Here is a 23,157-nt window from a genome sequence, read left to right on the forward strand (position 1 = left end):
TGTCGCTAGCTCCGCCGCTGGTTCGGTCTTCGCTCAATTATAGTTTATCACCTTGGTATAATACTGCTTCACCTTGCCATCGGAGCCGACGACCAGCAAGTAGCGTAGGGTTTTGTTGAGCGGCGACACAATATCCCGCACCCGGGGGCCGCCTTCCTCGTTGAGGCTGACCTCTGCCAGCAGCAGGCCTTTGTTCAGGCGGGAGAAGAGAATGACCGAACAGTCTTTCTGGGCGCCGGAAGCCGGGGTGAGCTTGGCCACCAAAGGCGAATAGTAGGGTGAATGACTGTTGGCCTCATCCAGGGTGAAGAGCGAGTCGAGCAGCTGCACCTGGGGGTGGTTTTTGGGGAAGTTTAGCTCAGTCCGCAGCGGTTCGCTGAAGGTGACGTAGTCCTGAAACACGAGGCTGTCGAAGACGGCTACGCAGGGCCGGCGGTACTCCTCAAACTCTGGGCTGCGCAGAATGTGCTGGTAGGCCGCCTGGTACACCTGGGCGGGCGCGGCTGCGGCAGCCGGGGCCTGGGTTCGGGTTTTGGTTCGGGCCCGGCTCCGCTTACGAGTCTGGGCCTCGGTTTGAAAAGGGAGGGCCAGCAGCAGGCTAACCCCAAGAATCCACGCAAAAATATTCATTGACGTTCGGTGAGCAGGCCGTTAACTTGAGTAGCCCTACCCGCAGCCAAGATAAAGGCTTTCTGAGAATGCCCCCGGCTAATGCCTCTGCTACTCTCTGCGCTGCCACCTTGGCACAACCCATAATTGTATGGAGAACGAAGATTCTTCACGGCGCACTACCGGACCTCGGCCAGACCCTGAGAGCATGATGCCCTGCTAAGCGAAAAAGTCGCTCGAATCGGTTTGGCTGAAATACTTATTCAGGCTGCCCAAGTCGGCGAAGATGGGCTGGATGAGGCGCATAAACTGACGTACGGCCGCTTCGGAGTCGGCGTAGAGGAGCAGGTTGGCCTCGGTGGAAAAGCCCTGCACGTGCTCCAGCAGCTCGGGGGCCTGCTCTTCCAGAATGGTCAGGATATGCTCTTCCCAGGACGTGCCGCCCCCGCCGTAGCCGTACTTTTCGAACAGGTAGAAATGGCCCTCCAGGGCCGGGTCGGCCTCAACGTCGGCCGTGATGCCGAACTGGAAGTCTTCCACGCGCATCTCGGCGGGCAGAGCAAAGATCTTGAAGGGAAAGGTGGTTTGCATCGGAACAGCCGCAGGTTAGGCCCAAAGCTACGACCAATAGTTGGGGGCGGGCCCCCTAACTATGCCGAAGCAGCGGCGTATGAGTTGGCAGGCTCTCATTTCCACCGCCTGCTGCTTGTTGGCCGGGCGTTTTCCTGCGCACTCCTATGGCCCTACACTACATCCGGCAAGGTTCCGGCCCGACTCTGCTTCTGGTTCATGGCATCGGCGGGAGCTGGCGTTCCTGGAACTCTGTTCTGCACGCGCTGGCCGCCGAGCACGACGTTATTGCCGTCGATTTGCCCGGGCACGGGGCCTCGCCGCCCTTGGCCGGTGAGCATACCATTGCCACGCTGGCCGACGCGCTGACCGACTTCCTGACCGAGCACAACCTGCTGGGCATCGACGCGGTAGGCAGCTCCATGGGCGCCCGGCTGGTATTGGAACTGGCCCGGCGCGGGGGCGTGCTGGGTGCCGTCGTTTCCCTGGACCCGGGCGGTTTCTGGGCAGGCTGGGAAGTGCCGTTCTTTTATCACTCAGTGGCGGTGTCGCAGAAGCTGGTCGCGGCCCTGCAGCCCATCATGCCCGCGCTGATGAACTCCCCCGTCGGCCGTACGGCGCTGCTGCCGCAGTTTTCGGCCCGGCCCTGGGCTCTGGATGCCGCCCAGGCTCAGGATGAGATGTACACCATGGGGCACACGCCCGTGTTTGAAGAGCTGCTCGAGGCTCTGGCTCACGGCGAACAGCAACAGCCGGCTCCGGCCGGCTCCATTACCGCCCCGCTTGTTATTGGCTGGGGCCGGCAAGATCGGGTGTGCCTGCCCGGTCAGGCCGAGCGGGCTTTGGCTAAGTTTCCCGATGCCCGCCTGTACTGGTTTTCAAACTGCGGCCACTTCCCGCAGTGGGACCAGCCCGCCGAAGCGGCCCGCCTGATTCTGGCGACTCTGCGCCGCCAGCCGTTCCGTGACCAAGCCATTGCTCAGGCGGCCGAGAAGCCCACCCGGCCGCGGGCCGTGCCTACGCCGGGCGTAGTTTTGGCCACGCTGGCCCTGGCCGCTATTGGGGGTTGGTTGCTCGTCCGCCGCCCCAAGCAAACAGGCCGCGCCAGCTAGCTTAGCTGTCCAGTAGGCCGGTTTCATCCTTCAGCGCTACCCCCGACAGTTCCCGCCGCAGGGCTTCCTGTAGCAGCCGAAACAGCTTTTCGGCGGCGGCTTCAACGGGCAGGCCTTCGGGGCGAATATTGGACACGCAGTTGCGGGCTTCGTCGGTGCGGCCGGGGCGGGGAGCGTAGGTGAAATAGGCTCCCAGGCTGTCGGGCGCGCTCAGGCCCGGCCTTTCCCCAATAAGAATCAGCGCCAGGCGGGCGTGCAGGACCTCCCCAATTTCGTCGCTGAGGGCCACGCGGCCCTGCTCGGCCAGGGTAAGCGGGGCAAGGCTGTAACCGGCCCGCTGCAACCTGGGCAGCAGCTGTTGCAGCAGCGGCAGAGCATGCCGGTTGAGGGCCGTGGCCGACAAGCCATCGGCTAGAACAATAGCTAGGTCGGCTTTTACCGGGGCTATTTCCCGCAACGCGCGGGCCGAGTCTTCGTGCAGACGTCGGCCCAGGTCGGGGCGCTGCAGGTAGTGCGGGCGGTTTTCGGCCTGGCTGCGCACCCGCAGCACCGGCATTTGTAAGGCCTCCAGTTCGGTCATCAGTCGCTCGGTTTCCAACTCGGAATATACCGCGTCGCGGGCGTGGGCGTGGGCCAGCCGAAAGGCCAAAGCCTCGCGCAGCGGCACGCTGCTGCCGGTGCGGCCCAAGGCAATGCGGGCCGCCGTAAAGGCGCGCAGGCCGTCCCAGGGGTCGAGGGGCGGGTTGGGCAGCGGGGGGGTGACTTCGTCAGGCATAAGAAGGAGGCCAGGGCCGTATTGTTAGTCCATTCGAGGAGTGGTCAGCAGCAAAAAAGTCCACCCGCAGTTCCAGAGCAGGCCGAGCAGGTTGAGCAGTAGGAGAGCTTTGCTGTGGCGGCCGCGAAGCGTGAGCGTAAGAGCCGCCGGAAGCAGGGTAGCCAGGGAAAGCAATAGGAAGGGCGAAACGAGTAGGCCATATCCCATGGGCCCGCCGGAAGAGCGAACAGTCTGGAACAGCTCCGTGAGGAAGAGCAGATTGGTCAGCAGGAGCAGGGCCGAAATGGTCCAGTTCAGGTACTGTACTCCCCGGCCAGGGGCAATGTCTTCCATGCAGGGTACGTCGAAAGAGTGCGTAAAATAGGTTGGCTGGAGAAAGAGTGCGCGGTGGGGTTGCGCTAGTGGGCGTGCTGCAGCAGTTGTAGGGTTTTCGCGTCGGCGGCCCCGTTAAAATACCGCTCCAGCACCCGTTGAAAAACCGGGTCGGGGTTGTCGAGGGCGGCAAACAAGGTCATGGACGATTTCAGCTTCATATCGTCGGGGCTGCCGAAGATGCGGCTAGCGTCCGGGTTGTCCAGGCCCAGCAGCGTCTGGCTTATGGCCACCAGCCGAGGGCCCAACGTGGGGTGCTGTAGGTAGGCCTGGGCTTCCTGCCGGTTTTTCAGGGCGTAAAACCGGGACGTTTCGCTGAAGCCCAAGCCCTGAATTTGCGGGAAGATATACCACATCCAGTGACTGCGCTTGCGGCCACTCTTGATTTCGGCCAGCGCCGTGGCATAGTCGGCGGCTTGGGCCGTAACGAAGCGCTGTAAGCTGTTTTCCTGGGACATGCCGGGCTAGGAGTTGGTGAGACACGGGTGTAAGTACGCAACTGCGGCCCATCCTGCTGCCGTGGCCTACAATTTCGACGCTCCTTTACCTACATCCAGCAGCCGGTGCCCCGCGGCAGCGGGCAGAAGCTGGCCTTGTTCGTTGAAAATTCCTTGCTGCTGCAGCCAAGCCTCAAACTCGGGTGCGGGGCGCAGGCCTAGTACTTGCCGCACGTAGAGCGCGTCGTGAAACGACGTGGACTGGTAGCCCAGCATGATGTCGTCGGCGCCGGGGATGCCCATGATGTAGTTGCAGCCGGCCACGCCCAGCAGCGTGAGCAGGGTGTCCATGTCGTCCTGGTCGGCCTCGGCGTGGTTGGTATAGCACACGTCAACGCCCATGGGCAGGCCCAGGAGCTTGCCGCAGAAATGGTCTTCCAGCCCCGCCCGAATGATCTGCTTGCCGTCGTAGAGGTACTCGGGGCCAATAAAGCCAACTACTGTGTTGACCAGCAGCGGGGCAAACCGCCGGGCCACGGCGTAGGCCCGGGCCTCGCAGGTTTGCTGGTCGAGGCCGTGGTGGGCATTAGCCGAAAGAGAGCTGCCCTGTCCGGTTTCGAAGTACATGACGTGCTGGCCCAACGTGCCGCGGTGCAGGCTCAGCGTCGCTTCGTGCGCTTCCTGCAGCAGGCTCAGGTTCACGCCGAAGCTGGTATTGGTAGCCTCCGTACCACCGATGGACTGAAACGCCAGGTCTACCGGCGCGCCTTGCTCGATAAGGGCCAAGGTGGTCGTCAGGTGGCTCAGCACGCAGGTCTGGGTCGGAATCTGATACTGCTCGCGCACCGCGTCCAGCATTTCCAGCAGCTGACGCACTACGCGCGGGTTATCGGTGGCCGGGTTGATGCCCAGCACCGCGTCGCCGCTGCCGTAGAGCAGGCCATCCACGAGGCTGGCGGCAATACCGCGGGCGTCGTCGGTGGGGTGGTTGGGCTGCAGGCGCGTGGCCAGATGGCCGCGCAGGCCCAGCGTGTTGCGGAACTGCGTAACAACTTCGCACTGGCGAGCCACGGCAATCAGCTCTTGATTGCGCATGAGCTTGCTCACGGCCGCCACCATTTCCGGGGTCAGGCCCGGAGCCAGCTGCTGCAAGCTGGCCGGGGTGGCCGCCTCGGAAAGCAGCCAGTCGCGCAGCTGGCCTACGGTGAAGTGGCTGACAGGGGCAAAGGCCGCGGCATCGTGGGTATCCAGAATCAGGCGGGTCACTTCGTCGTGCTCATAGGGAACGAGGGCCTCGTTGAGGAAGGTGCGCAGGGGCACGTCGGCCAGGGCGAGCTGGGCCGCCACCCGCTCTTCGTAGGTGTCGGCCATTACGCCGGCCAGCCCGTCGCCCGAGCGAGGAGGCGAGGCCCGGGCCAGCAGGGTTTTCAGGTCGGGGAAGCGGTAGGTCCGCTGGCGAATGGTGTGCTGATAAGCCATGCTGGTTGTTGGTTATTAGTCCTGCCGAGTGAAGCATTCCGTTCTATTTTGAATGCCCCCAACACGCTACAAATCCTGCGCTGGGGCCAGGAGGGCGTCGTCGTGCAGGGGGCGGCGGTGGCGGCCCAGCAGTGCGTAGATGCCCAGCATCAGACCCAGGCCGGCAAAGAAAAGCAGACTCAGTAGCCAGTTGTAGTACACGATGGCGCCCAGGCTCAACAGCGTCAGGGCCAAGGCCAGCAGCGGAAAAAACGGGTAGAATGGCGCCGTGAAAGGCCGTTCCAGCTGCGGCTCCTTGCGGCGCAGGGCAAACAAGCTCAGCAGGCTCATGCCGTACATCACCACTGCCCCCAGCACCGACAGCACAATCACCTGGGCGGTGGTGCCAGTGAGCAGGGCCGCCGCGCCCACGCCGCCACCCGCTGCCAACGCCCAGTGCGGTGTGCGAAACAGCGGGTTTACCCGGGCCAGAAAGCCGGGCAGGTAGCCGCTGCGGGCTAGGGCAAAAACCTGGCGGGAGTAGCCGATGATAGTGCCGTGAAACGAAGCCACCAGCCCAAACAAGCCGATGCTGGCAAATAGCTGCGTCCAGCGGCTGTGGCGGCCCAGCACCAGGCCCAGGGCCTCGGGCAGGGGGTAGTCGATGCGGCTCAGGCGGCGCCAGTCGGCCACGCCGCCCGTGAGCACCATCACGCCCAGGGCCAGTACCACCAACGTGCCCAGACCGTAGAGGTAGCCTTTGGGAATGGTCTGACGCGGATTTTCCACTTCTTCGGCAACCATGGCCACGCCCTCAATGGCCAGGTAAAACCAGATGGCAAAGGGCAGGGCGGCAAACACCCCGGCCGGGCCCAGCGGCAGCGGGTGGGCCAGGAAGTTGCTGACTTTGAAATGCGGCGCTACCAGACCCATGTACAGCAGCAGTTCGGCCACGGCCAGCAGCGTCACCAGCAGGGAAAACCGCGCCGACTCCCGGATGCCGAGCAGGTTGATGCCGATAAATACCACGTAGCAGCCCAGGGCCGTGCCCAGCACCGGCACCCGCGGGTACAGAAAATGGCCGTAGCTACCCAGGGCCGCGGCAATGGCGGGCGGGGCAAACAGAAACTCGACCAGCGTGGCGTAGCCGGCCACAAATCCCCCCAGGGGCCCGAAGGCACGGTAGGAGTAGGCAAACGGACCACCCGCGTGCGGAATGGCCGTGGTCAGCTCGGTGAAGCTGAAAATGAAGGTGACGTAGAGCACCGTAATCAGCAGGGTGGCCACCAGAAAGCCCACCGGCCCGGCCACGGCCCAGCCGTAGTTCCAACCGAAATATTCGCCCGATATAACCAGACCCACGGCCAGGGCCCAGAGGTGCAGGGGCCGCAGTACTTTCTGTAAAGCCGGCGGGGCCGGGGCAGCAGTATTGTTCATGAGCAGCGCCAAGAGTGGTCCTGCTGCCTAATGTAGGGCATAAACGCCGCCGCACAAGCATCTTACCAGCTCATCACCGTAGCGCCGTTCCGCTCGTCCACCGTCCGCGTCAGGCGCTGCGGGTGCACCGTGATGGTAATTTCCACCGAGCCGGTGCCGACTTCCAAGGCCAGAAGGTGGCCGCCGTAGGCCGCGAAAGTCTTATCCGTGACCACGCCGTGCAGGTGTAGGGCTGGCCGCTGGTCTTTCCAGGCAATACTGCCGGTGAGGCTGGCCAGCTCCGTGTCGCGCAAGGATTTGGGGTCGTAGGTTTTGGTTTGCTGGTTCCAGAAGCCGAAGGTGGGATGCACGAAACCCAGGCCCGTGAGGCTGGCCCCGGCAATCTTTTCCCGGGTGGCTAGCTGCTCCAGTTCCTGCAGCACGTTGTCGCCCTGGCGCAGTACCAGCAAAAAGCCTGTGGTCGTTTTGATATACTTCGGGGCCGGCGCCGCCGACTGGGCACTGGCTGTGCCGGTAGCCAGGAAGGTGCCCAGCGTCAGGCCAAGGGTTAGAACGTAAAGCATGGCAAGGCGGTAGGATGAGGAGGTGAGAAGAGATACGGCGGACCGGTCACAACAAAACCCGGCCCGTACGAAGCACTATTACGGTGCTCCGTACGGGCCGGGTATCCGGTTACAGCAGGCTACGCCTGGCCGCCAAGGTTTTCCAGCTCGGCCATATCCTCGGCCGAAAGCTGAATGTCAGCGGCTTTCACGTTTTCTTCCAGGTGCTTTACCTTCGAGGTGCCCGGAATCAGCAGAATGTTGGGCGAGCGGTGGAGCAGCCAGCTCAAAGCTACTTGCTGCTTGCTGGCGCCGTGTTTTTCGCCAATTTGCGTCAGCTTGCTCAGGGCCTGCTCATTGCCGCCGGCCAGCGGGTACCAGGGAATAAAGGCCAGGCCGTTTTGCTCACAGAATTCCAGCTCGGCTTCCCACTTGCGGTTGTCGACGCTGTACATATTCTGCACCGACACCACGTTCACGTACTGCTGGGCCTGCTGAATCTGCTCTACCGTCACTTCCGAGAGGCCGATGTGCTTGATCAGGCCCTCTTCCTGGGCTTTTTGCAGGAACTCCAGGGTTTTCTCAAACGGCACGTTCGGGTCCACGCGGTGCAATTGGTAGAGGTCAATCTGCGCCAGTTTGAGGCGTTGCAGGCTGCCTTCCAGGGCCTGCCTGAGGTGTTCGGGGCTGGCATCAATCGGCCACTGGTTGGGGCCGGTGCGCAGCAGCCCGCCCTTGGTCCCGATAATCAGGCCCGAGGCATAGGGATGCAGGGCCTCGGCAATCAGTTCCTCCGACACGTGGGGGCCGTAGCTGTCGGCTGTGTCGATAAAGTTGATGCCCAGCTCCACGGCGCGCTGCAGCACCCGGATGGCTTCGGCGTGGTCTTGGGGAGGCCCCCAGATACCGTCGCCGGTGATGCGCATGGCGCCGTAGCCCATGCGGTTAAGGGTTAGCTCGCCGCCGAGGGCGAAGGTTTTGGCGGGTGTGGTGTGGTTAGCCATTGATACGGTTGAAAGAAGTAGATCTACGGAGATAAACGGAAAGCCCGGACAAGTACCGTATTCCAACAACCGCCCAAGGCCCGAAATGTCTTGGTTTGCTGCTGTTGCTTATTGATAGAGTGCTATAAACGAAGCAGATAGAAATTGTTAGCCAGCAAAGTTTCGGCTGCAGGCTGCGCAGCCGTACAAGGTGGTGCCGGCGTAGTACAACCGTTGCCAGAGGCTGCGCTGCTCCAGGATCCGGGTAGCGGTGCTGCCGCAGCGGGGGCAGCGCACCACGGCCACCGTGGCGCGCTGGGTTTCAAAACTTTCCACCAGTTCCCGGGCCCCCGCCGCGTCGGCTTCCTCGATGAGCAGCTGATACCAGATACCGTCGCCAAAAGGAAAAGACGGCGGCCCGCAGGTTTTCACCAGGGCGCTTATACCGGCGTCCAGCAGCTCGTTATACAGCTGCACCGCCTCCGCGTACGTCAGGTAGTGAGCGGCGGGGATGAGCATAGAGGTGATGAAAAGTGAAAAACCTGTTATCCGGAGCTACGCGAAAGACCGGGTATGGCAGAACCACGCGGGCTGGGGTACTATGGTCCCTCGGAGAGCTCAGTGGGTGAAAAATTGCAGCGCCCGCCAGATTCCCTACGGTGTTTGGGGTAATGGGCTAGAGCTCATTTTACCGGCGCACGGCGCGGCGGGCAGGACGCACCTGCCCGCGCAGCTTGAAAATGTACCACAGCAGGGCAATGCACAAAGCCGCCAGACCTGCCGCAATCAGTTCCCGACTCGTGCGGGCACCTTCCGCTTCGGTGGCCGCGGCCTGGGCATCGAGCAGCTTTTTTTCGCGCTGCTTGTCCCGGATCTGCAGGTTCTGAATTTGGTTTTCCAGGTCGTAGAACCGTTCCCGGGTCATCGACTGGTCGCCCTGGGCCACGGTCACCTGCCGCTCCGCCTGGGTTTTCTCGGCCACAATGGTCGCCGTGCGCCGAATCGAGGACTCCTTCAGGGCCTTCACAATCTCGGTGTCTTTGCGAATAATGCCTTTTAGTGCGTCGATTACTTCCTGCAGGTCTTTCTTGGAGGGCTTGTTGGCCAGAAAGGCATTGCGCTGAGCACTAGCCTCTTCGTACTGACGGATCAATGTTTCCCGCTCCTTAATCAGGGGCGTTAAAGGGTCGGGCTGGGCGGGGACCGGCTCCGGGGTTTGGGCGCGGGTGGTGCTTAGCGTTGTTGCGAGCAAAACCAGGAAGAAAAGACGCTTTATCATGGAGCAAAGTAACGAGGAAGTAGCCTGAACGGTTGGCAGGCGCTAAAACCTACGTGTCGTGCTGCCTTGCAAGGGCACGGCTTTTACATTAGCATCTTGGTACCTACAACCACATTAGCACCTTTTTCCGCCTTATTCCGTCAGCATCGGCACCGGCTGGCGGATTTCTTTGGGCTTGTGCTTGTAGAAATACAGGATGAGAATGGGCAGCAAGGTCAGCTCGGCTACTACGCCGAAAAGCAGGGTCAGGCCGATGAGCAGGCCCACGTAGAAAGTGCCGTCGAAGGAGGAGAAGATCAGGGTGCTGAAGCCGCCGACCAGAATCAGGGAAGTCACAATGACGGCTTTACCGGCCATGAGGTAGGTTTTGCGCACGGCCTTAAACAGGCTGGGCTCCTGCAGCAGGGTCAGCTTGAGCTTGCTGATAAAGTGAATCGTGTCGTCGACGGCAATGCCGAAGGCAATGGTGAAAATGATGCTCGTGCTGACCTTCATGCTCACGCCCGCCAGCCCCATGACGCCGGCCACAATCAGAATCGGGACCAGGTTGGGAATGAGCACCACCAGGGTCATGCGCAGGCTGCGAAACAGCAGCAGCACGATGAGCGTGACCATCACAATGTCGATGCTCATGCCCGTAATCATGTTGAGCGTGAGGTTTTCGTTGTTTTTGTCAATTAAGTTGGCCGAGCCCGTCAGGCGGGTAGTCAGGATTTTCGGGTCGGTGTGCTGCCGCAGAAACTGCCGCAAATCGGCATTCAGCGCGTCGGCCCGGATGCTGCCTATGTCGGGCATGCGGCCGGTGAGGCGGCCCTCGGAGGCGTCGGGCAGCACCAGGGCCCGAAACTCGGGCTTTTTGCGAAACAGCTTCACCCGGCGCACCAGCTGGGCCAGCTCGGCCTCGGACTCGGGCAGGCGGTATTCCTCCAGGAGGCCGCCGTTCAGGGCCTTGCGCACCGATTTGATGATGGTTACGGGCGAGGCCACGAAGTTCAGGCCGTAGGTTTTCTGTAGGTACTTCTCGATTTCCTCGGTTTCGCGCAGCACCTGTAAGTCGTAGATGCTACGGCCCGCCGCGGGCTGCAACGCCAGCTCAAAAGGCCGTACGCCGGCGAAGTTCTTTTCGAAAAAGGCGAAATCCAGCTTCACCGGGTCGTTTTTTGACAAGTCGTCGAGCAAGGACGAGTTGATGCGGATGCGGGAGGCCGAAGCCACCGAGCCAATCAGAATCAGCGCGCTCAGGCCCACGACCAGCTGGCGCCGGGCCAGCACCGTGCGAAACATCCGGCCCAGCACCCCGTCCCAGCTGTGGCCTTCCCGGCGCGGCACCCGCAGCTGGGGCTTACGCAGCAGCACCAGCATGGCCGGCAGCAGCGTAAAGGACAGCACAAAGGTGAGCAGCACCGCAATGCCGGTAAAGAGCCCGAAGTTGTAAATGGGCCGGATGGTACTGGTCATCAGGGTGAAAAACCCGATGCTGGTCGTCAGGGCCGACAGCCCCGAGCCGAAGCCCGACTCCTTCAGGGCAATCAGCAGCGAATCCTTCTTGCTGGCCCCGTAGCCCAGCTCGGTGCTGTAGCGGGTAATGATATGAATCGTGTCGGACATGCCCACCACGAAGAGCATGATGGGCAGCAGGGCCGTCATCAAATCGATGCTGACCCCGCAGGCACTCATCAGCCCCAGGCCCCAGATAATGGCCCCCATGACCACTACCAGCGGCAAGACCACGCCCCACCAGGTGCGGAAGGTAAACCAGAGCAGCACCGTGACCAGCATTACCGACAGGCTCATAAACACAACCAGCTCCCACTGCAGCCGGTCGACGAATACCGATTGGGCCACCATTTTGCCGGCCAGGTGGTACTGGCTGTCGGTAATGCCCTGGCGGGTTAGCTCCGTGCGCACGGCGGCCAGCAGCGAGTCGCCGGGCGGCTTGCTCAGGTTAGGCGCAGTTTGAAACAGAATGGTGACCGAGCGGGCGTCGCGCGCAATCAGGTTGTCGACCAGGCCCGGGGTGCGGTACACCAGCGTCGAGTCCTGGGCGCGGCGGGCGGGTTCCTGGGGGTGCAGATACGGAATATTGAAGACCCCAAAGCCTTCCACCACGGGGTTGGTAGCGTTGGTGGGCGAGGTGACGTGCACCACGTGCCGCCGCTGCTGGATAAAGCGGGTCAGCGAATCGACTTTGACCAAGAACTGCGGCTCAAATACCGAGTGGCCCGGGGGCGCCTCCAGGCCCAGCAGCACATAGTCGTTGTCGTTGCCGAAGCGGGCCGAGTACTGCTCGTAGTAGTCCAGGTCCGGGTCGCCGGCGGGGTAGAAGTCGTTGAAATTGTAGTTGAACCGCAGCTGGGCCACGAAATAGATGCTGACGGCCGTCACCAGGGTCAGCAGGAGCAGGGTAAGGTAACTGAGTTTGCGAAGCGGCATTCCAGGAGCTAGAGCCCCGGTGGCGGACCGGGGCAACCAAACAAAAAAGCAGCCTCCGGCAGCGTCGAACTATGCCGCCGCTTTTGTACTTTAGAGGCACTAGGAGGCCAACCATGCCCTGCCGCCTTTTGTTTCCTCACTTCTTAAGATATCTACTCATGAAAAACGTCCTGCTCGCCCTGACCCTGCTGGCCTTTGTCGGCACCGCCTCCGCCCACGAGGGCAAAGACGACAAGAAAGGCAAGAAAAGCGCGAAATCCTGCTCGATGGCTGAGAAAGGCACGGCCAGCTGCTGCATGAAAAAAGGCGGCAAAACGGCTTCGGTAAAGCCTGCCGAAACCACACCTGCCGCCGTAACGTCGGTAGCCAAGTCGCTGTAAGCGGCAGTTGGAATTTCGTTTTAAAAAAGCTGCCTGAAAAGGCAGCTTTTTTGTTTTCTGTTGGCTGTTAGATGCCCGAATTTAAAAGCAAGTGCTGTTCTGCTTTTTCATAGTATGAAACTTCGTTGCGGATATAAAATCTACCTTTGTTTAAATGCAGATATACTCAGCTTTACAAATCGGAGAATACCACACGAATCATTGCGAAGATTATGTATTTGTAGGGAACATCGGGTCTGATAAGATCTTGTGCGCCGTAATGGATGGCTGTACAATGGCAACCGATAGTTACTTTGTTTCTACTCTGGTTGGCAAGATATTGCGTAAGATTGCCAAGGAAAAAGGCTACCGGGAATTGTATAAGCTCGATACAAAAACCGACATTGATGCTTGTTTAAAGTCGGTAGTAGCCAGCTTGTTCAAAGAGTTGAATATTGCTAAAGAGCAACTCATGCTTGAGCGAAACGAATTGTTGACTACGTTAATTATTCTGATTTTTGACCGAAGCACTGAGCAAGGAATTGTCTTGGTAGTCGGCGACGGATTGGTGAGTGTTAATGGTACGGTTACCGAATTTGACCAGGACAACAAGCCAGATTACCTAGGCTTTCATTTACACGAGAACTTCGAGGTGTGGTACGACAGCCAGACTCAGAAGATAGAGTTTGACACCTTGCAGGATGTTAGCATCGCTACGGATGGGATATTTATGTTTGCGCCCGTTAAAAAAGCGGATGCGTTGGATGAAATTAATCCTGTTGATTTTTTACTCGTTGATAAACAGAATGCCGACAGCAAAGAAATGCTTAGCCTGAAATTGAAGAAGCTAGAGCATCTTTACGGGCTGAAACCAACCGACGACTTTGCCATGGTCAGACTCATCGCCGAAAGTAAGTAGCTCATCAACCGGTGAATTACCCATCGAAAACCCCGAGCTTACTACCCCATGAGTGCCCAATCCATCATTGAGAAGCTCCAGCTGCTACCGCACCCGGAAGGCGGCTATTACAAGGAAACCTACCGGGCCGCCGCTACCCTCACCACGGCGGCCGGCGCATCCCGTAACGTCAGCACGGCTATTTACTACCTGCTGAAAGGCGCCGACAAGTCCCACTTCCACCGGATTCAGTCGGATGAGCTGTGGTTTTTTCACCAGGGGCAGGCCCTGGAAATCGTCCTGATTCAGCAAGGCCAGCTGGTTACCATCGAGCTGGGCAACGACCTTGCGCAGGGCCAGGTGCCCCAGGCCGTTATTCCGGCCCACACTTGGTTTGGGGCCCGGGTAAAAGGCGAGCAAGGCTTTGCCCTGGTGAGCTGCACGGTGGCCCCAGGCTTCGACTTTCGGGACTTTGAGCTGAGCCAGCAGGAAGCCCTGATTCAAGAGTTTCCGCAGCTGCGAGCTGTTATTGAGCAGTTCACCCGCCGCAATTAAGGCTTTCCAGATACGCCGTTGGTAAAAGTTTAGGCCTGACAAAGCCGCCCACACGGGCGGCTTTTTCGTTGGTACAAGGTCTTTCATCCTGCGCTTAGCGAAGGGCCTTGTAGGGTAGAAACGACAATCGTTGCTCCGATTCGTTCTTTCGTCGTAAGGTCCTTCGCTAAGCGCAGGATGACACACTGGATTTTTATCCTGCTGATTTTCGCCCAAGTTGATTTCCATGCGCACCTTCCTGTTCTGCCTGCTCAACCTGCTGACCCTGCCCGCCGCCTTCGCCCAGCGCGGCGTGCCCCGGCCACCCGACCCCAAAGTAGCTCAGGAGCTGCTGCAACTGGAGCGGCGCTGGAACGAAGCCATCGTCAGCCGCGACACGGCCTTTATCAGCCGCCTACTGGCCCCCGACTTCCTCTACATTGCCGCCGACGGCAGCGTGAACGACAAGAAAACCGTGCTGCTGGCCGTCAGCAACCCTAATTCGGTCATCAACCCCTTCCAGAGCGAGGGCGTGCGGGTGCGGCAGTACGGCAAAAACACGGTGATTCTGACCGGCTGGTTTCTGCAAACCGGCACGTGGCTGGGCCAGCCCTTCGCCCTGCGTCTGCGCTATACCGATGTGTACGTGAAGCAGGGGGGGCGCTGGCAGGCTGTGTCGGCCCAGGCTGCCGTACTGCCCACCGGGCGCAAATCTTAACGAGTTTCCGGCGCGGGTTCGTACTTTCGCGCCATGCAGCAGTACCTCGACCTCGTCCAGCACATCCTCGACCACGGCACCCAGAAAACCGACCGCACCGGCACCGGCACGCTCAGTATTTTCGGGCACCAGATGCGCTTCGACCTGCAACAGGGCTTTCCGCTGGTCACGACCAAGAAGGTTCACCTGAAAAGCATTATCCACGAGCTGCTGTGGTTTTTACAGGGTGATACCAACATCAAGTACCTGACCGACAACGGCGTCAAAATCTGGGATGAGTGGGCCGATGAAAACGGCGAGCTGGGCCCGGTCTACGGTAAGCAGTGGCGCAACTGGCCCCGGCCCGACGGCTCCCACATCGACCAGATTTCCGAAGTCGTGCGCCAGCTCACCACCTCGCCCGATTCGCGCCGCATCCTGGTGTCGGCCTGGAACGTGGCTGAGCTGGACCAGATGCACCTGATGCCCTGCCACGCCCTGTTCCAGTTCTACGTGGCCGACGGCAAGCTCAGCTGCCAGCTCTACCAGCGCTCCGCCGACGTCTTTTTGGGCGTGCCCTTCAACATTGCCTCCTACGCTCTGCTCACGCTCATGATGGCCCAGGTGACTGGCCTGCAGCCCGGGGAGTTTATCTGGACCGGCGGCGACACCCACCTGTATTCCAACCACCTCGAGCAGGCCCGCCTGCAACTCACCCGCGAACCGCGGCCCTTGCCCCAGATGCACCTGAATCCGCAGGTAAAAGATATTTTCGGCTTCCGCTACGAAGACTTCACTCTCGAGAACTATACTCCTCATCCGGCCATTAAGGCGCCCGTAGCAGTGTAAGCTACCGTAGGCTGAAATTTTGGGCAGACCTGCCAGCTGACGGCCTCGCACAGGGTGTTGTGAGCTTGTTGGGCGGGCCGCTGATGTTGCTAGGGTGATTTGCTTGTCGTTATCAGGGGCTACTATACCGAGCTATGCTCCCAATAGTAGCACCGCTTGCCAACCCTCTTCAAGCCCGGATTCACTACCTGATTTAGGGTAATAAGGAGCCTTTGCTGTGGCGCCTGTATTTGGGCTATGGGTCGAATCGTAGGGCAAACAGGTGATGAAAAGGGTATAGCACTAAAACGGAAAACTAATTTATTGCCTCGGTAAATGATGTTTATCCATGATTTTCTGTTTCTTAATAGCAGACGAACGGTATGTGTTTTTAGTATATAGCCCCTTATAAGCTTTGTATAGGCTATTTTTTGACTTTGTATAACCTCTGGTCCTTGAACGCGTAAGAGGGGGTGCTTTTGTAAATTTCTAATACCTGCGGAATTTTGTTGCTCGGTTTTTGTTTAGAAATAGTTCAACTGTATATATAAAATCCAAAAGGGTGTAGATTGCGTAAGTATCGTCTCAGTCTTGCTCTCCCACTTCTATTGCTCAGTACCCCAGTGCCCCCTCTCGAAACCACGTCCTTACCTCGTAAGCACCGCGCTTGGATTGCGCTTTATGCCCTGGAAGGCTGCGAGCAGGATCGAGCCGAAATTTTGCGCATCAACAACGTGACCGAGGCTGACTTGGCCGAATTTGAAGAAAGCTGGCTCCGCCTGCGCTGCCGGAACTTGTCGCCCACCCGCTAGGCTGGCCGTTCCCAGGCGAGCAGTTGCGCTAGCAAGGCATGGTCGGTAGCAAAAATCTGGTGCCCTATCTGGCGGATAGTCCGAATAGAAGCCACGTTGGCAACAAACACCGTTTCTGCCGCCAACAAAGTTTCTGGGTAGAACAGGCCTTCCTCACAAGGCAAGCCGTGCTGCCGGGCTACCCGCAGCAGGTGAGCCCGCCGGACGCCCGCTACGCAGCCCGTCGTCAGGGACGGCGTGAACAGCTTGCCTGCGTTTAACCAAAAAACCGCAGAAGCCCCGGCTTCGGCCACGTGGCCCGCCGCATCACAAAGAATAATTTCGTCGAGGCCACGCTGCTGCCGCTCGTGGGCGGCGCGCACGTAGAGCCAGGCCTGCGGGCCTTTGCAAAAGCTCAGGGGCGAGTACAGCGCCTGGGTTTCCTCGGCGAAGCCGGCACGCTGAATAGGGGAAGTATCAGCGGCAAAATCTTCAGCCGTGGCCAGCCACTCTGCGTCGGTGGTTGGGGGAGTGTAGCGGCCGCCGCCGGCCCGCCACAGCTGCACCCGCAGGCGGGCCGCGGACCGCCGACTGGCTGTGGCCAACCCCGCCAGAGTCGTTTCCAGGGCTTCGGGCGTGGCCAGTTGAGGCGGGAGCGTTAGGAAGAGGGCGGAGGCGGCTTGCTGCATCCGGGCCGTGTGGAGGGCCGCGTGGCGCAGGCGGTTGTCGGTATAGACCAGGGTTTCAAAAAAACCGTCGCCAAAGGCTAGGCCGCGGTTGGGTAAAGCCAGGGTAGCAGTAGGCAGCAGTTGGTTGTTGAGCAGCAGCACGAGTGGGAAAAGGGAGGGATGAGTAACAGAGTAGCCGAGCGGCAAAGTAGCTTATACCAATACAAACTTCTTGCCCGGCAGGGCCTTTACCACGCCCCGGAATTCCAGGCCCAGTAGCAGCGTGGCTACTTTATTGACCGGTAATTGGGCTTTCCAGCTCAGATCATCCATTTGCTCTTCCTTGCTGGCCAGCAGCACTTCCAGCAGTTGGAATTCCTCGGCGGTGAAATCAGCTGGGTCGTAGGTGGGCGTGGGCTTGAACTTGCCGGTCTGGTGCAGGGCCGCGTCCCAGTTCAGGAGCTGCTCCAGGTCGGCCGGCTCGCCGTAGAGGGCGGCTTTGTTAGCTTTGATCAGGTCGTTGCAGCCCTCAGAGGCTACGGAGCCCAGGTTGCCGGGCACGGCCAGCACGTCCTTGTTGTAGCTGAGCGCAATTTCGGCCGTTATCAGCGCTCCACCTTTTCTGGCCGCTTCCACCACCACCGTCCCATCCGAAAGGCCGGCAATGATGCGGTTGCGGGCCGGGAAGTTGAACCGGTCGGGCTGGGTGCCAAAGGCAAACTCGGTGAGCAGGCCGCCCTGGGTGAGCATCTTTTCGGCCGTTTTGCGGTGGGCGGCGGGGTAGAGCACGTCCAGGCCGGTAGCCATCACGCCCACGGTTTCCAGGCCTTCCTGCAAGGCGGCGCGGTGGGCCATAATGTCGATGCCGTAGGCCAGCCCGCTCACCACCAGTGGGCGGTGGGGCACCAGGCCCAGCACCAGCTTCTCGGTTTGCTCCCGGCCGTAGTCGGTGGCCTTGCGGGTGCCCACGATGCCGATGGTTTTGGGCTGGTTCAGGTTGGCCGTGCCCTGGTAGTAGAGCAGCACGGGCGCGTCGGGAATGGTTTTGAGCCGGCTCGGGTACTGCTTGCTGGTGTAGAACAGGAGGTGTACCCCGTCCTTTTCGGCCTTGCGCAGGGCTTCTTCGGCCTTTTTCAGGGCGGTAGTCCGTTCGCCGCCGGTCAGCGTAGCCACGGTGGTAGGGCCCACGCCGGGAATCTTGCGCAGCTTGCCCGGCGGCAGCAGCAGCACGTTTTTGGCCGAGCCCCCGTAGCTCATCAGCTGCCGCGTAAGCTGCGGCCCGATACCGGGAAATAACGTCAGGGCGACTTCGTGGAAGAGTACTTCGTCGGTAGAAATAGGCATAATAGTTTAATGGATAAAATAGGGACGTAAATTAGGTCTTGTATTTCAATATCAAGATACTACTCAACCCGCTCCAACTCCCGGGCAGCTACCGTATCAACCATTTGCCAGGGAGCCTTCAGCAGACTGTCGTAAGGAATTGGCACGCACCATTGCAGGCCGGGCATCACGGGAGTGATGATAACCCGTCGCGGCTCGGCACCCGCGTTTGTAAAACGTAATTGCCTGACTGCTACAACATCGCCCTGCCGATAGTCGAAAGCAACTGTGTGCCACGGATATTGTCGGACAAATAGGTCTTCAACCGGTATTACTGCCTGCCGCCAGGAGGTCCACTGGAATTTGCCCGGAGTATAGCTTTTCGCCTTCTGGTACCAACTGGCAACAACGACTAACTGCACCAGCACCAGCGGACCCCACATAAGCCATGGCAGCAGCGTCCAGAGCCAGGATAAAATTCTGGTGCGGGTTTTTAGCCAGCGAGTGGCCGGGAAGGCCAGCAGCCATAACCCCAAGCGTGGCAAGTTGCCTAGCTGCAAAGGCACGAATTCTAGAGGCGTGAAATACGTAAGCAGCACCAATGGCCAGCACAGCAGCCATATGGTGGCTATCAGATTGGGTAAATACTCTTTAATTCGAGTCAACGGGAATAGCTGGGTTAATATGGCAATGGGTTCTGTTGCTACCCCTGCGTTTTGCCAATGGCGTCCAGCTCCTTTTTCATGGTCACCAAAAAGCCCCGCACTTTCTCCAGGCTCTGAATCACGTCGATTTTTTCCTTGAGCTGGGGGCCTTTCTGCTTGAGCATGTCGCGGGCCCCGGGAATGGTGTAGCCCCGCTCCTTGACCAGGTGGTAAATCGTGCGGAAAATATCCACGTCCTGGGGCGTGTAGAGGCGGTTGCCCTTCTTGCTTTTGCGCGGGCGCAGCTCCTCAAACTCGGTTTCCCAGAAGCGAATCAGCGACGGGGCCACGTTGAACTGGGCCGCCACCTCGCCGATGGTGAAGTACTGCTTCTCGATGTCGCGCTCTTTGTAGGGCATTTGGTAGAACTTAGAACTTAGATATTAGAGCTTAGAAGGGCGACGGGAAAAGAAGGAGTGAAGCCTAAAAATCCGCAGGAACGAGTCTAAGCTCTAACTTCTGATTTCTCACTTCTCCAAAGTCGGCTACCTTTGCCGGAACGGCCTTTCCGCTGGAAAAGCGAAAAGTAACCAAATTCCCGGCTGCGGCCAATTCCTCTGGGGCTCGGCCGTTTCATTCACCGCATCACTCGACTCGCCAAGTTCAGCTTCGCGTTACTTCTTATGTCACTTCCCACCGCCAGCCACGTCCGCCAGCAGTTCCTCGATTTCTTCGCTTCCAAAGGCCACCACATCGTGCCCTCGGCGCCCATCGTGGTGAAGGACGACCCCACGCTGCTGTTCATTAACTCGGGTATGGCCCCGTTCAAGGATTACTTCCTGGGCAACAAGCCCGCGCCCTACAAGCGCATTGCCGACACCCAGAAGTGCCTGCGCGTGTCGGGCAAGCACAACGACCTGGAAGAGGTAGGCTACGACACCTACCACCACACCATGTTCGAAATGCTGGGCAACTGGTCGTTTGGCGACTATTTCAAGAAGGACGCCATTGCCTGGGCCTGGGAGCTGCTCACCGAAGTCTATAAGCTGGAGAAGGACCGCCTCTACGTAACCTACTTTGAGGGCGACGAAAAGGACGGCACCGCCGCCGACACCGAAACCCAGGGCTTGTGGCGCCAATACACCACCGACGACCGGATTTTGCCCGGCAACAAGAAGGACAACTTCTGGGAAATGGGCGACACCGGCCCCTGCGGCCCCTGCACCGAAATCCACATCGACCTGCGCTCCGAAGAGGAGCGGCAGCAGAAGCCCGGCCGCGAATTGGTCAATGCCGACCACCCGCAGGTAGTCGAAATCTGGAACAACGTGTTCATGGAGTTCCAGCGCCTGGCCGACAAGTCCCTGATTAAGCTGCCCGAGCAGAGCGTGGACACCGGCATGGGCTTCGAGCGGCTGATGATGGCCGTGTCGGGGGTGAAGTCGAACTACGACACCGACGTATTCCAGCCCCTGATTCAGTTTATTGCCGCCGAGGCTGGCGTGAAATACCACGGCACGGCCCCAGCCACCGTGAACGACCAGCCGGCCACCGAAAACGAGAAAACCGACATTGCCATTCGCGTCCTGGCCGACCACATCCGCACGATTTCCTTCGCCATTGCCGACGGGCAGCTGCCCTCCAACGTGAAGGCCGGCTACGTGATTCGCCGCATTCTGCGCCGGGCCGTGCGCTACGCGTTTTCGTCCCTGGGCCAGAAGCAGCCCTTCCTCTATAAGCTCGTGCCCGTGCTGGCCGACCAGATGAAGGATATCTTCCCCGAACTCAAGCAGCAGACTTCCTTTGTGCAGCGCGTGGTGGAGGAGGAGGAAGTCGCCTTCCTCAAAACCCTGGAAAACGGCCTGCGCCGCCTCGATGCCCTGGAAGAAGCCGCCCGGCAGAACGGCAACCGTATCGACGGCAAAACCGCCTTTGAGCTGAGTGACACCTTCGGCTTCCCCCTGGACCTCACGGCCCTGATTGCCCGCGAAAAGGGCCTGACCGTGGACGAAGAGGGCTTCCAGAAAGAGCTGGCCCAGCAGAAAAGCCGCAGCCGCAACGCCCAGGAAACCGAGCAGAGCGACTGGACGGTGGTGCTGGAATCCGAGGAGCAGCCGGCTTTCGTAGGCTACGACCTGGACGAGGCCCCGGCCAAAATCCTGCGCTACCGCAAAATCGATAAGAAGGGCAAAACCGAGTACCAGGTGGTGCTCGACCAGACCCCGTTCTACGCCGAGTCGGGCGGGCAGATCGGCGACACGGGCTACCTGGAGTCGCCCCTGAGCAAGGTGCGCGTGATTGATACCAAGAAGGAAAACGACCTGATTGTGCACACCGTTCTGGATTTGCCCCAGGACCTGGACGCCGACTTCTCGGCCAAAATCGACCACGCCCGCCGCGAGCTGATCCGCAAAAACCACACGGCCACCCACTTGCTACAGGCCGCTTTGCGCGAAATCATCGGCAGCCACGTGCAGCAGAAAGGCTCCCTGGTGAACGATAAGCTGCTGCGCTTCGACTTCTCGCACTTCACCAAGGTCACCGACGAGCAGCTGCGCGAGATTGAGCGCCTGGTCAACGAGCGGATCCGCCAGCAGATTCCGCTGGATGAGCGGCGCAACGTGCCCATTGCCGAGGCCAAAAACCTGGGCGCCATGGCCCTCTTTGGTGAAAAGTACGGCGAGTTCGTGCGCGTTATCACTTTCGACAAGAACTACTCCGTGGAGCTCTGCGGCGGTACCCACGTGCGGGGCACCGGCGAAATCGGCTTTTTCAAAATTACCTCGGAAAGCGCCGTGGGTGCCGGCGTCCGCCGCATCGAGGCCGTAACCGGAGAAACCGCCGAAGCCTACGTGGACCAGCAGCTCGACCTGCTGAGCCAGGTGCGCGAGGCCCTGGGCAACCCCCAGCACCTGCTGCCCAGCCTGCAGAAGCAAACCGAGGAAATTGCCGCCCTGCGCAAGCAGATCGAGCAGTTTGAGCAGCAGAGCATCAACCAGCAGAAAGACCAGCTGGCCGCCCAGGTGAAGCCGCTCGGCGGGGTCAACTTCCTGGCCGCCCAGGTGCAGGCCGGCTCGGCCGATGCCCTGAAAACCCTGGCCTACCACCTGCGCCAGACCGTGGACAACCTCGTGCTGGTGCTCGGCGCCGACATCGAAGGCAAGCCCCAGCTGGCCGTGATGCTCGACGACGATATTGCCAAAGCCGGCAAGCTCAATGCCTCGACGCTGGTGCGGGAACTGGCCAAGGAAATCCAGGGTGGGGGCGGCGGCCAGCCGTTCTTTGCCACGGCCGGCGGCAAGAACGTGGCCGGCCTGGGCGCCGCTATTGCCAAGGCCGAGGAGCTGATCGGTAAGTCCTTGGCGTAAGCTTGACCAACCCGGTTTGCGGGCTGGATGGTGCTGCTCTTCGGGCGGCGGCTGTCCAGCCCGCTTTCTTTTGGTCGGTTTGTTCAAGAGCGGGCAACCCCAAGGAAGTCGTAGCTTGCTCTGGCCCACCGGCAAGCGCTTGAAGCCGAATACTTTGACTGGTTAAGGCGTCTGGTGGATGGCCGAATCCAGCGGGTGCGTATTGTTTGGCAGCTGCGCGGCTGCCTATCTTGCCGGCCCTACGGAGTACCCCTATGATTGAAGTTGACCTCGTTACCAAACACGGTAAAAAAGCCTTGGGCATGGAAGAGCATATTCACCACCAAACGTGGCGGCAGCGCCTGCCCGAAATCTTGCTGGAAATTGGCATTATCGTCTTTGCCATCACGCTTTCCATTCAGCTCCACAGCTGGCACGAACACTCTTTGGAGCGCGACAAGGAGCGGAAGTTTCTGCTGGGGCTGCGCCAGGATTTAGGGCACGATATTCAGGAAATGCAGGGCGACTCGGCCTCGTACGTCACCCAGTACAAGGCATTCCGCTATTTCCGGGCCCTGACGCCCCAGACCCAGCACCCCGACAGCCTGCAACAATATAGCTGGACCCTGCGCAACACCACGGTGCTGGTGCCCAATGCTTCCCGGTTTGAAGGACTGAAATCGTCGGGCGACCTGGACGTGATTGAAGAGGAAGCCCTGCTCAATGGGATTCTTGACCACTACCAAGAGCTGGTTCCTGGCCTGGTGAGTGAAGCCGATAATTTTTCGGATTACAAGACCCAAACCATTGGCCGCTACCTCGACGACCACCTGGCGCCCAATCAACAGAATTTGGCTGCGGTAATGGCCGTGGGTCCCATGCAGAACTACCTCAGTCACGCAGACCAGATTCCCTATATCCTAAAGCGGTACCACGACGTGATGCAGCATAGCCGCCAGCTGATCCGGCTGATTGATGCCCGGGTTGGGGAGCACTAAGCGCGGGCCGGTCTGCTACTCGGGTGAAAGATTCAGTGCGCCCGGCTTCGCTGGCAGCCATGA

25 protein-coding genes are annotated in these 23,157 nt (G+C 60.0%); 9 read left to right on the forward strand and 16 right to left on the reverse strand.

The genetic code is table 11. From position 1 onward, the window contains the following. Positions 1–33 precede the first annotated feature (33 nt). Together E5K02_RS03140 and E5K02_RS03145 are read right to left on the reverse strand one after the other, a co-directional pair. Entirely contained in the window at positions 34–630 is a 597-nt protein-coding gene (locus tag E5K02_RS03140) for a hypothetical protein (RefSeq protein ID WP_135391985.1), read from the reverse strand. Positions 631–828: 198 nt separating this feature from the next. After that, complete coding sequence (locus E5K02_RS03145) at positions 829–1,200, reverse strand: hypothetical protein (protein ID WP_135391987.1); 372 nt, start codon at positions 1,198–1,200, stop codon at positions 829–831. A 146-nt stretch (positions 1,201–1,346) separates the two neighbouring features. On the opposite strand from E5K02_RS03145, the gene E5K02_RS03150 reads away from it, so the two are divergent. After that, positions 1,347–2,291: an alpha/beta fold hydrolase gene (locus E5K02_RS03150; protein ID WP_135391989.1), complete on the forward strand. Its 945-nt coding sequence runs from the start codon at positions 1,347–1,349 to the stop codon at positions 2,289–2,291. Position 2,292: 1 nt separating this feature from the next. Here the strand turns inward: E5K02_RS03150 and eutC are convergent, their stop codons facing one another. The 10 genes from eutC to E5K02_RS03200 form a co-directional block, all read right to left on the reverse strand. Further along, positions 2,293–3,066 carry an ethanolamine ammonia-lyase subunit EutC gene (gene eutC / locus E5K02_RS03155; RefSeq protein WP_135391991.1) on the reverse strand — a complete coding sequence of 258 codons (774 nt, stop codon included), beginning with the start codon at positions 3,064–3,066 and terminating at the stop codon, positions 2,293–2,295. 24 nt (positions 3,067–3,090) lie between these two features. After that, positions 3,091–3,399 (reverse strand): hypothetical protein, encoded by a 309-nt coding sequence (locus tag E5K02_RS03160; protein WP_135391993.1) that lies wholly within the window; start codon positions 3,397–3,399, stop codon positions 3,091–3,093. Positions 3,400–3,464: 65 nt separating this feature from the next. Next, positions 3,465–3,896, reverse strand: coding sequence for a DUF1810 domain-containing protein (locus tag E5K02_RS03165; RefSeq protein WP_135391995.1), 432 nt, complete (start codon positions 3,894–3,896; stop codon positions 3,465–3,467). A 66-nt stretch (positions 3,897–3,962) separates the two neighbouring features. Beyond that, a complete protein-coding gene (locus tag E5K02_RS03170; protein WP_135391997.1) occupies positions 3,963–5,354 on the reverse strand; it encodes an ethanolamine ammonia-lyase subunit EutB in 1,392 nt (463 codons plus the stop codon). Between the two features lie 66 nt (positions 5,355–5,420). Further along, entirely contained in the window at positions 5,421–6,770 is a 1,350-nt protein-coding gene (eat, locus tag E5K02_RS03175) for an ethanolamine permease (RefSeq protein ID WP_135391999.1), read from the reverse strand. A 62-nt stretch (positions 6,771–6,832) separates the two neighbouring features. Next, entirely contained in the window at positions 6,833–7,333 is a 501-nt protein-coding gene (locus E5K02_RS03180; protein WP_135392001.1) for a PPC domain-containing DNA-binding protein, read from the reverse strand. 119 nt (positions 7,334–7,452) lie between these two features. Then, positions 7,453–8,316: an aldo/keto reductase gene (locus E5K02_RS03185; RefSeq protein WP_135392003.1), complete on the reverse strand. Its 864-nt coding sequence runs from the start codon at positions 8,314–8,316 to the stop codon at positions 7,453–7,455. Between the two features lie 147 nt (positions 8,317–8,463). Further along, positions 8,464–8,814 carry a hypothetical protein gene (locus E5K02_RS03190; RefSeq protein WP_135392005.1) on the reverse strand — a complete coding sequence of 117 codons (351 nt, stop codon included), beginning with the start codon at positions 8,812–8,814 and terminating at the stop codon, positions 8,464–8,466. 169 nt (positions 8,815–8,983) lie between these two features. Next, the gene (locus E5K02_RS03195; RefSeq protein WP_135392007.1) at positions 8,984–9,574 is read right to left on the reverse strand and encodes a hypothetical protein; all 591 of its coding nucleotides are present in this window, start codon (positions 9,572–9,574) and stop codon (positions 8,984–8,986) included. 132 nt (positions 9,575–9,706) lie between these two features. Continuing rightward, positions 9,707–12,007, reverse strand: a complete 2,301-nt coding sequence (locus tag E5K02_RS03200) for an efflux RND transporter permease subunit (protein WP_135392009.1) — start codon at positions 12,005–12,007, stop codon at positions 9,707–9,709. Positions 12,008–12,165: 158 nt separating this feature from the next. Here E5K02_RS03200 and E5K02_RS03205 point away from each other — a divergent pair, with 158 nt between their 5' ends. The 6 genes from E5K02_RS03205 (at position 12,166) to E5K02_RS03230 (ending at position 16,135) form a co-directional block, all read left to right on the forward strand. Further along, positions 12,166–12,387 (forward strand): hypothetical protein, encoded by a 222-nt coding sequence (locus tag E5K02_RS03205; RefSeq protein ID WP_135392011.1) that lies wholly within the window; start codon positions 12,166–12,168, stop codon positions 12,385–12,387. Positions 12,388–12,541: 154 nt separating this feature from the next. Next, complete coding sequence (locus E5K02_RS03210; protein WP_135392013.1) at positions 12,542–13,285, forward strand: protein phosphatase 2C domain-containing protein; 744 nt, start codon at positions 12,542–12,544, stop codon at positions 13,283–13,285. Between the two features lie 48 nt (positions 13,286–13,333). Further along, positions 13,334–13,819: a cupin domain-containing protein gene (locus tag E5K02_RS03215; protein ID WP_135392015.1), complete on the forward strand. Its 486-nt coding sequence runs from the start codon at positions 13,334–13,336 to the stop codon at positions 13,817–13,819. Positions 13,820–14,045: 226 nt separating this feature from the next. Next, positions 14,046–14,516 (forward strand): nuclear transport factor 2 family protein, encoded by a 471-nt coding sequence (locus tag E5K02_RS03220; RefSeq protein ID WP_135392017.1) that lies wholly within the window; start codon positions 14,046–14,048, stop codon positions 14,514–14,516. A gap of 33 nt (positions 14,517–14,549) precedes the next feature. Beyond that, positions 14,550–15,344: a thymidylate synthase gene (locus E5K02_RS03225; RefSeq protein WP_135392019.1), complete on the forward strand. Its 795-nt coding sequence runs from the start codon at positions 14,550–14,552 to the stop codon at positions 15,342–15,344. 602 nt (positions 15,345–15,946) lie between these two features. After that, on the forward strand, positions 15,947–16,135 hold the full coding sequence (locus tag E5K02_RS03230) for a hypothetical protein (protein WP_135392021.1): 189 nt from the start codon (positions 15,947–15,949) through the stop codon (positions 16,133–16,135). Here the strand turns inward: E5K02_RS03230 and E5K02_RS03235 are convergent. From E5K02_RS03235 to E5K02_RS03250, 4 genes are read right to left on the reverse strand one after another with little or no spacing between them, the layout of a single operon-like run. Continuing rightward, entirely contained in the window at positions 16,132–16,944 is an 813-nt protein-coding gene (locus E5K02_RS03235) for an aminotransferase class IV (RefSeq protein ID WP_167856271.1), read from the reverse strand. The two genes, E5K02_RS03230 and E5K02_RS03235, sit on opposite strands and share 4 nt — an antisense overlap. Positions 16,945–16,995: 51 nt before the next feature. Beyond that, positions 16,996–18,126 carry a DNA-processing protein DprA gene (gene dprA / locus E5K02_RS03240; protein WP_206025918.1) on the reverse strand — a complete coding sequence of 377 codons (1,131 nt, stop codon included), beginning with the start codon at positions 18,124–18,126 and terminating at the stop codon, positions 16,996–16,998. 59 nt (positions 18,127–18,185) lie between these two features. Then, positions 18,186–18,770 (reverse strand): hypothetical protein, encoded by a 585-nt coding sequence (locus E5K02_RS03245; protein ID WP_135392025.1) that lies wholly within the window; start codon positions 18,768–18,770, stop codon positions 18,186–18,188. Between the two features lie 38 nt (positions 18,771–18,808). Next, a complete protein-coding gene (locus tag E5K02_RS03250) occupies positions 18,809–19,168 on the reverse strand; it encodes a MerR family transcriptional regulator (RefSeq protein WP_135392027.1) in 360 nt (119 codons plus the stop codon). 264 nt (positions 19,169–19,432) lie between these two features. Between E5K02_RS03250 and alaS the strand changes: the two genes are divergently transcribed. Both alaS and E5K02_RS03260 read left to right on the forward strand, forming a co-directional pair. After that, the gene (gene alaS / locus E5K02_RS03255; RefSeq protein ID WP_135392029.1) at positions 19,433–22,117 is read left to right on the forward strand and encodes an alanine--tRNA ligase; all 2,685 of its coding nucleotides are present in this window, start codon (positions 19,433–19,435) and stop codon (positions 22,115–22,117) included. Positions 22,118–22,371: 254 nt separating this feature from the next. Beyond that, on the forward strand, positions 22,372–23,094 hold the full coding sequence (locus tag E5K02_RS03260; RefSeq protein WP_135392031.1) for a hypothetical protein: 723 nt from the start codon (positions 22,372–22,374) through the stop codon (positions 23,092–23,094). Positions 23,095–23,157: the final 63 nt, after the last annotated feature.

The organism is Hymenobacter metallicola (assembly GCF_004745645.1).
GTDB lineage: Bacteria > Bacteroidota > Bacteroidia > Cytophagales > Hymenobacteraceae > Hymenobacter > Hymenobacter metallicola.

What these genes read in the sequence shown, in the direction of transcription:
- E5K02_RS03185 (WP_135392003.1), bottom strand. Translation starts at nt 8,316, where the DNA reads ATGGCTAACCACACCACACCCGCCAAAACCTTCGCCCTCGGCGGCGAG.
- eat (WP_135391999.1), bottom strand. Translation starts at nt 6,770, where the DNA reads ATGAACAATACTGCTGCCCCGGCCCCGCCGGCTTTACAGAAAGTACTG.
- E5K02_RS03180 (WP_135392001.1), bottom strand. Translation starts at nt 7,333, where the DNA reads ATGCTTTACGTTCTAACCCTTGGCCTGACGCTGGGCACCTTCCTGGCT.
- eutC (WP_135391991.1), bottom strand. Translation starts at nt 3,066, where the DNA reads ATGCCTGACGAAGTCACCCCCCCGCTGCCCAACCCGCCCCTCGACCCC.
- E5K02_RS03215 (WP_135392015.1), top strand. Translation starts at nt 13,334, where the DNA reads ATGAGTGCCCAATCCATCATTGAGAAGCTCCAGCTGCTACCGCACCCG.
- dprA (WP_206025918.1), bottom strand. Translation starts at nt 18,126, where the DNA reads ATGCCTATTTCTACCGACGAAGTACTCTTCCACGAAGTCGCCCTGACG.
- E5K02_RS03170 (WP_135391997.1), bottom strand. Translation starts at nt 5,354, where the DNA reads ATGGCTTATCAGCACACCATTCGCCAGCGGACCTACCGCTTCCCCGAC.
- E5K02_RS03200 (WP_135392009.1), bottom strand. Translation starts at nt 12,007, where the DNA reads ATGCCGCTTCGCAAACTCAGTTACCTTACCCTGCTCCTGCTGACCCTG.
- E5K02_RS03160 (WP_135391993.1), bottom strand. Translation starts at nt 3,399, where the DNA reads ATGGAAGACATTGCCCCTGGCCGGGGAGTACAGTACCTGAACTGGACC.
- E5K02_RS03260 (WP_135392031.1), top strand. Translation starts at nt 22,372, where the DNA reads ATGATTGAAGTTGACCTCGTTACCAAACACGGTAAAAAAGCCTTGGGC.
- E5K02_RS03140 (WP_135391985.1), bottom strand. Translation starts at nt 630, where the DNA reads ATGAATATTTTTGCGTGGATTCTTGGGGTTAGCCTGCTGCTGGCCCTC.
- E5K02_RS03250 (WP_135392027.1), bottom strand. Translation starts at nt 19,168, where the DNA reads ATGCCCTACAAAGAGCGCGACATCGAGAAGCAGTACTTCACCATCGGC.
- E5K02_RS03190 (WP_135392005.1), bottom strand. Translation starts at nt 8,814, where the DNA reads ATGCTCATCCCCGCCGCTCACTACCTGACGTACGCGGAGGCGGTGCAG.
- E5K02_RS03225 (WP_135392019.1), top strand. Translation starts at nt 14,550, where the DNA reads ATGCAGCAGTACCTCGACCTCGTCCAGCACATCCTCGACCACGGCACC.
- E5K02_RS03145 (WP_135391987.1), bottom strand. Translation starts at nt 1,200, where the DNA reads ATGCAAACCACCTTTCCCTTCAAGATCTTTGCTCTGCCCGCCGAGATG.
- E5K02_RS03195 (WP_135392007.1), bottom strand. Translation starts at nt 9,574, where the DNA reads ATGATAAAGCGTCTTTTCTTCCTGGTTTTGCTCGCAACAACGCTAAGC.
- alaS (WP_135392029.1), top strand. Translation starts at nt 19,433, where the DNA reads ATGTCACTTCCCACCGCCAGCCACGTCCGCCAGCAGTTCCTCGATTTC.
- E5K02_RS03150 (WP_135391989.1), top strand. Translation starts at nt 1,347, where the DNA reads ATGGCCCTACACTACATCCGGCAAGGTTCCGGCCCGACTCTGCTTCTG.
- E5K02_RS03165 (WP_135391995.1), bottom strand. Translation starts at nt 3,896, where the DNA reads ATGTCCCAGGAAAACAGCTTACAGCGCTTCGTTACGGCCCAAGCCGCC.
- E5K02_RS03210 (WP_135392013.1), top strand. Translation starts at nt 12,542, where the DNA reads ATGCAGATATACTCAGCTTTACAAATCGGAGAATACCACACGAATCAT.
- E5K02_RS03220 (WP_135392017.1), top strand. Translation starts at nt 14,046, where the DNA reads ATGCGCACCTTCCTGTTCTGCCTGCTCAACCTGCTGACCCTGCCCGCC.
- E5K02_RS03205 (WP_135392011.1), top strand. Translation starts at nt 12,166, where the DNA reads ATGAAAAACGTCCTGCTCGCCCTGACCCTGCTGGCCTTTGTCGGCACC.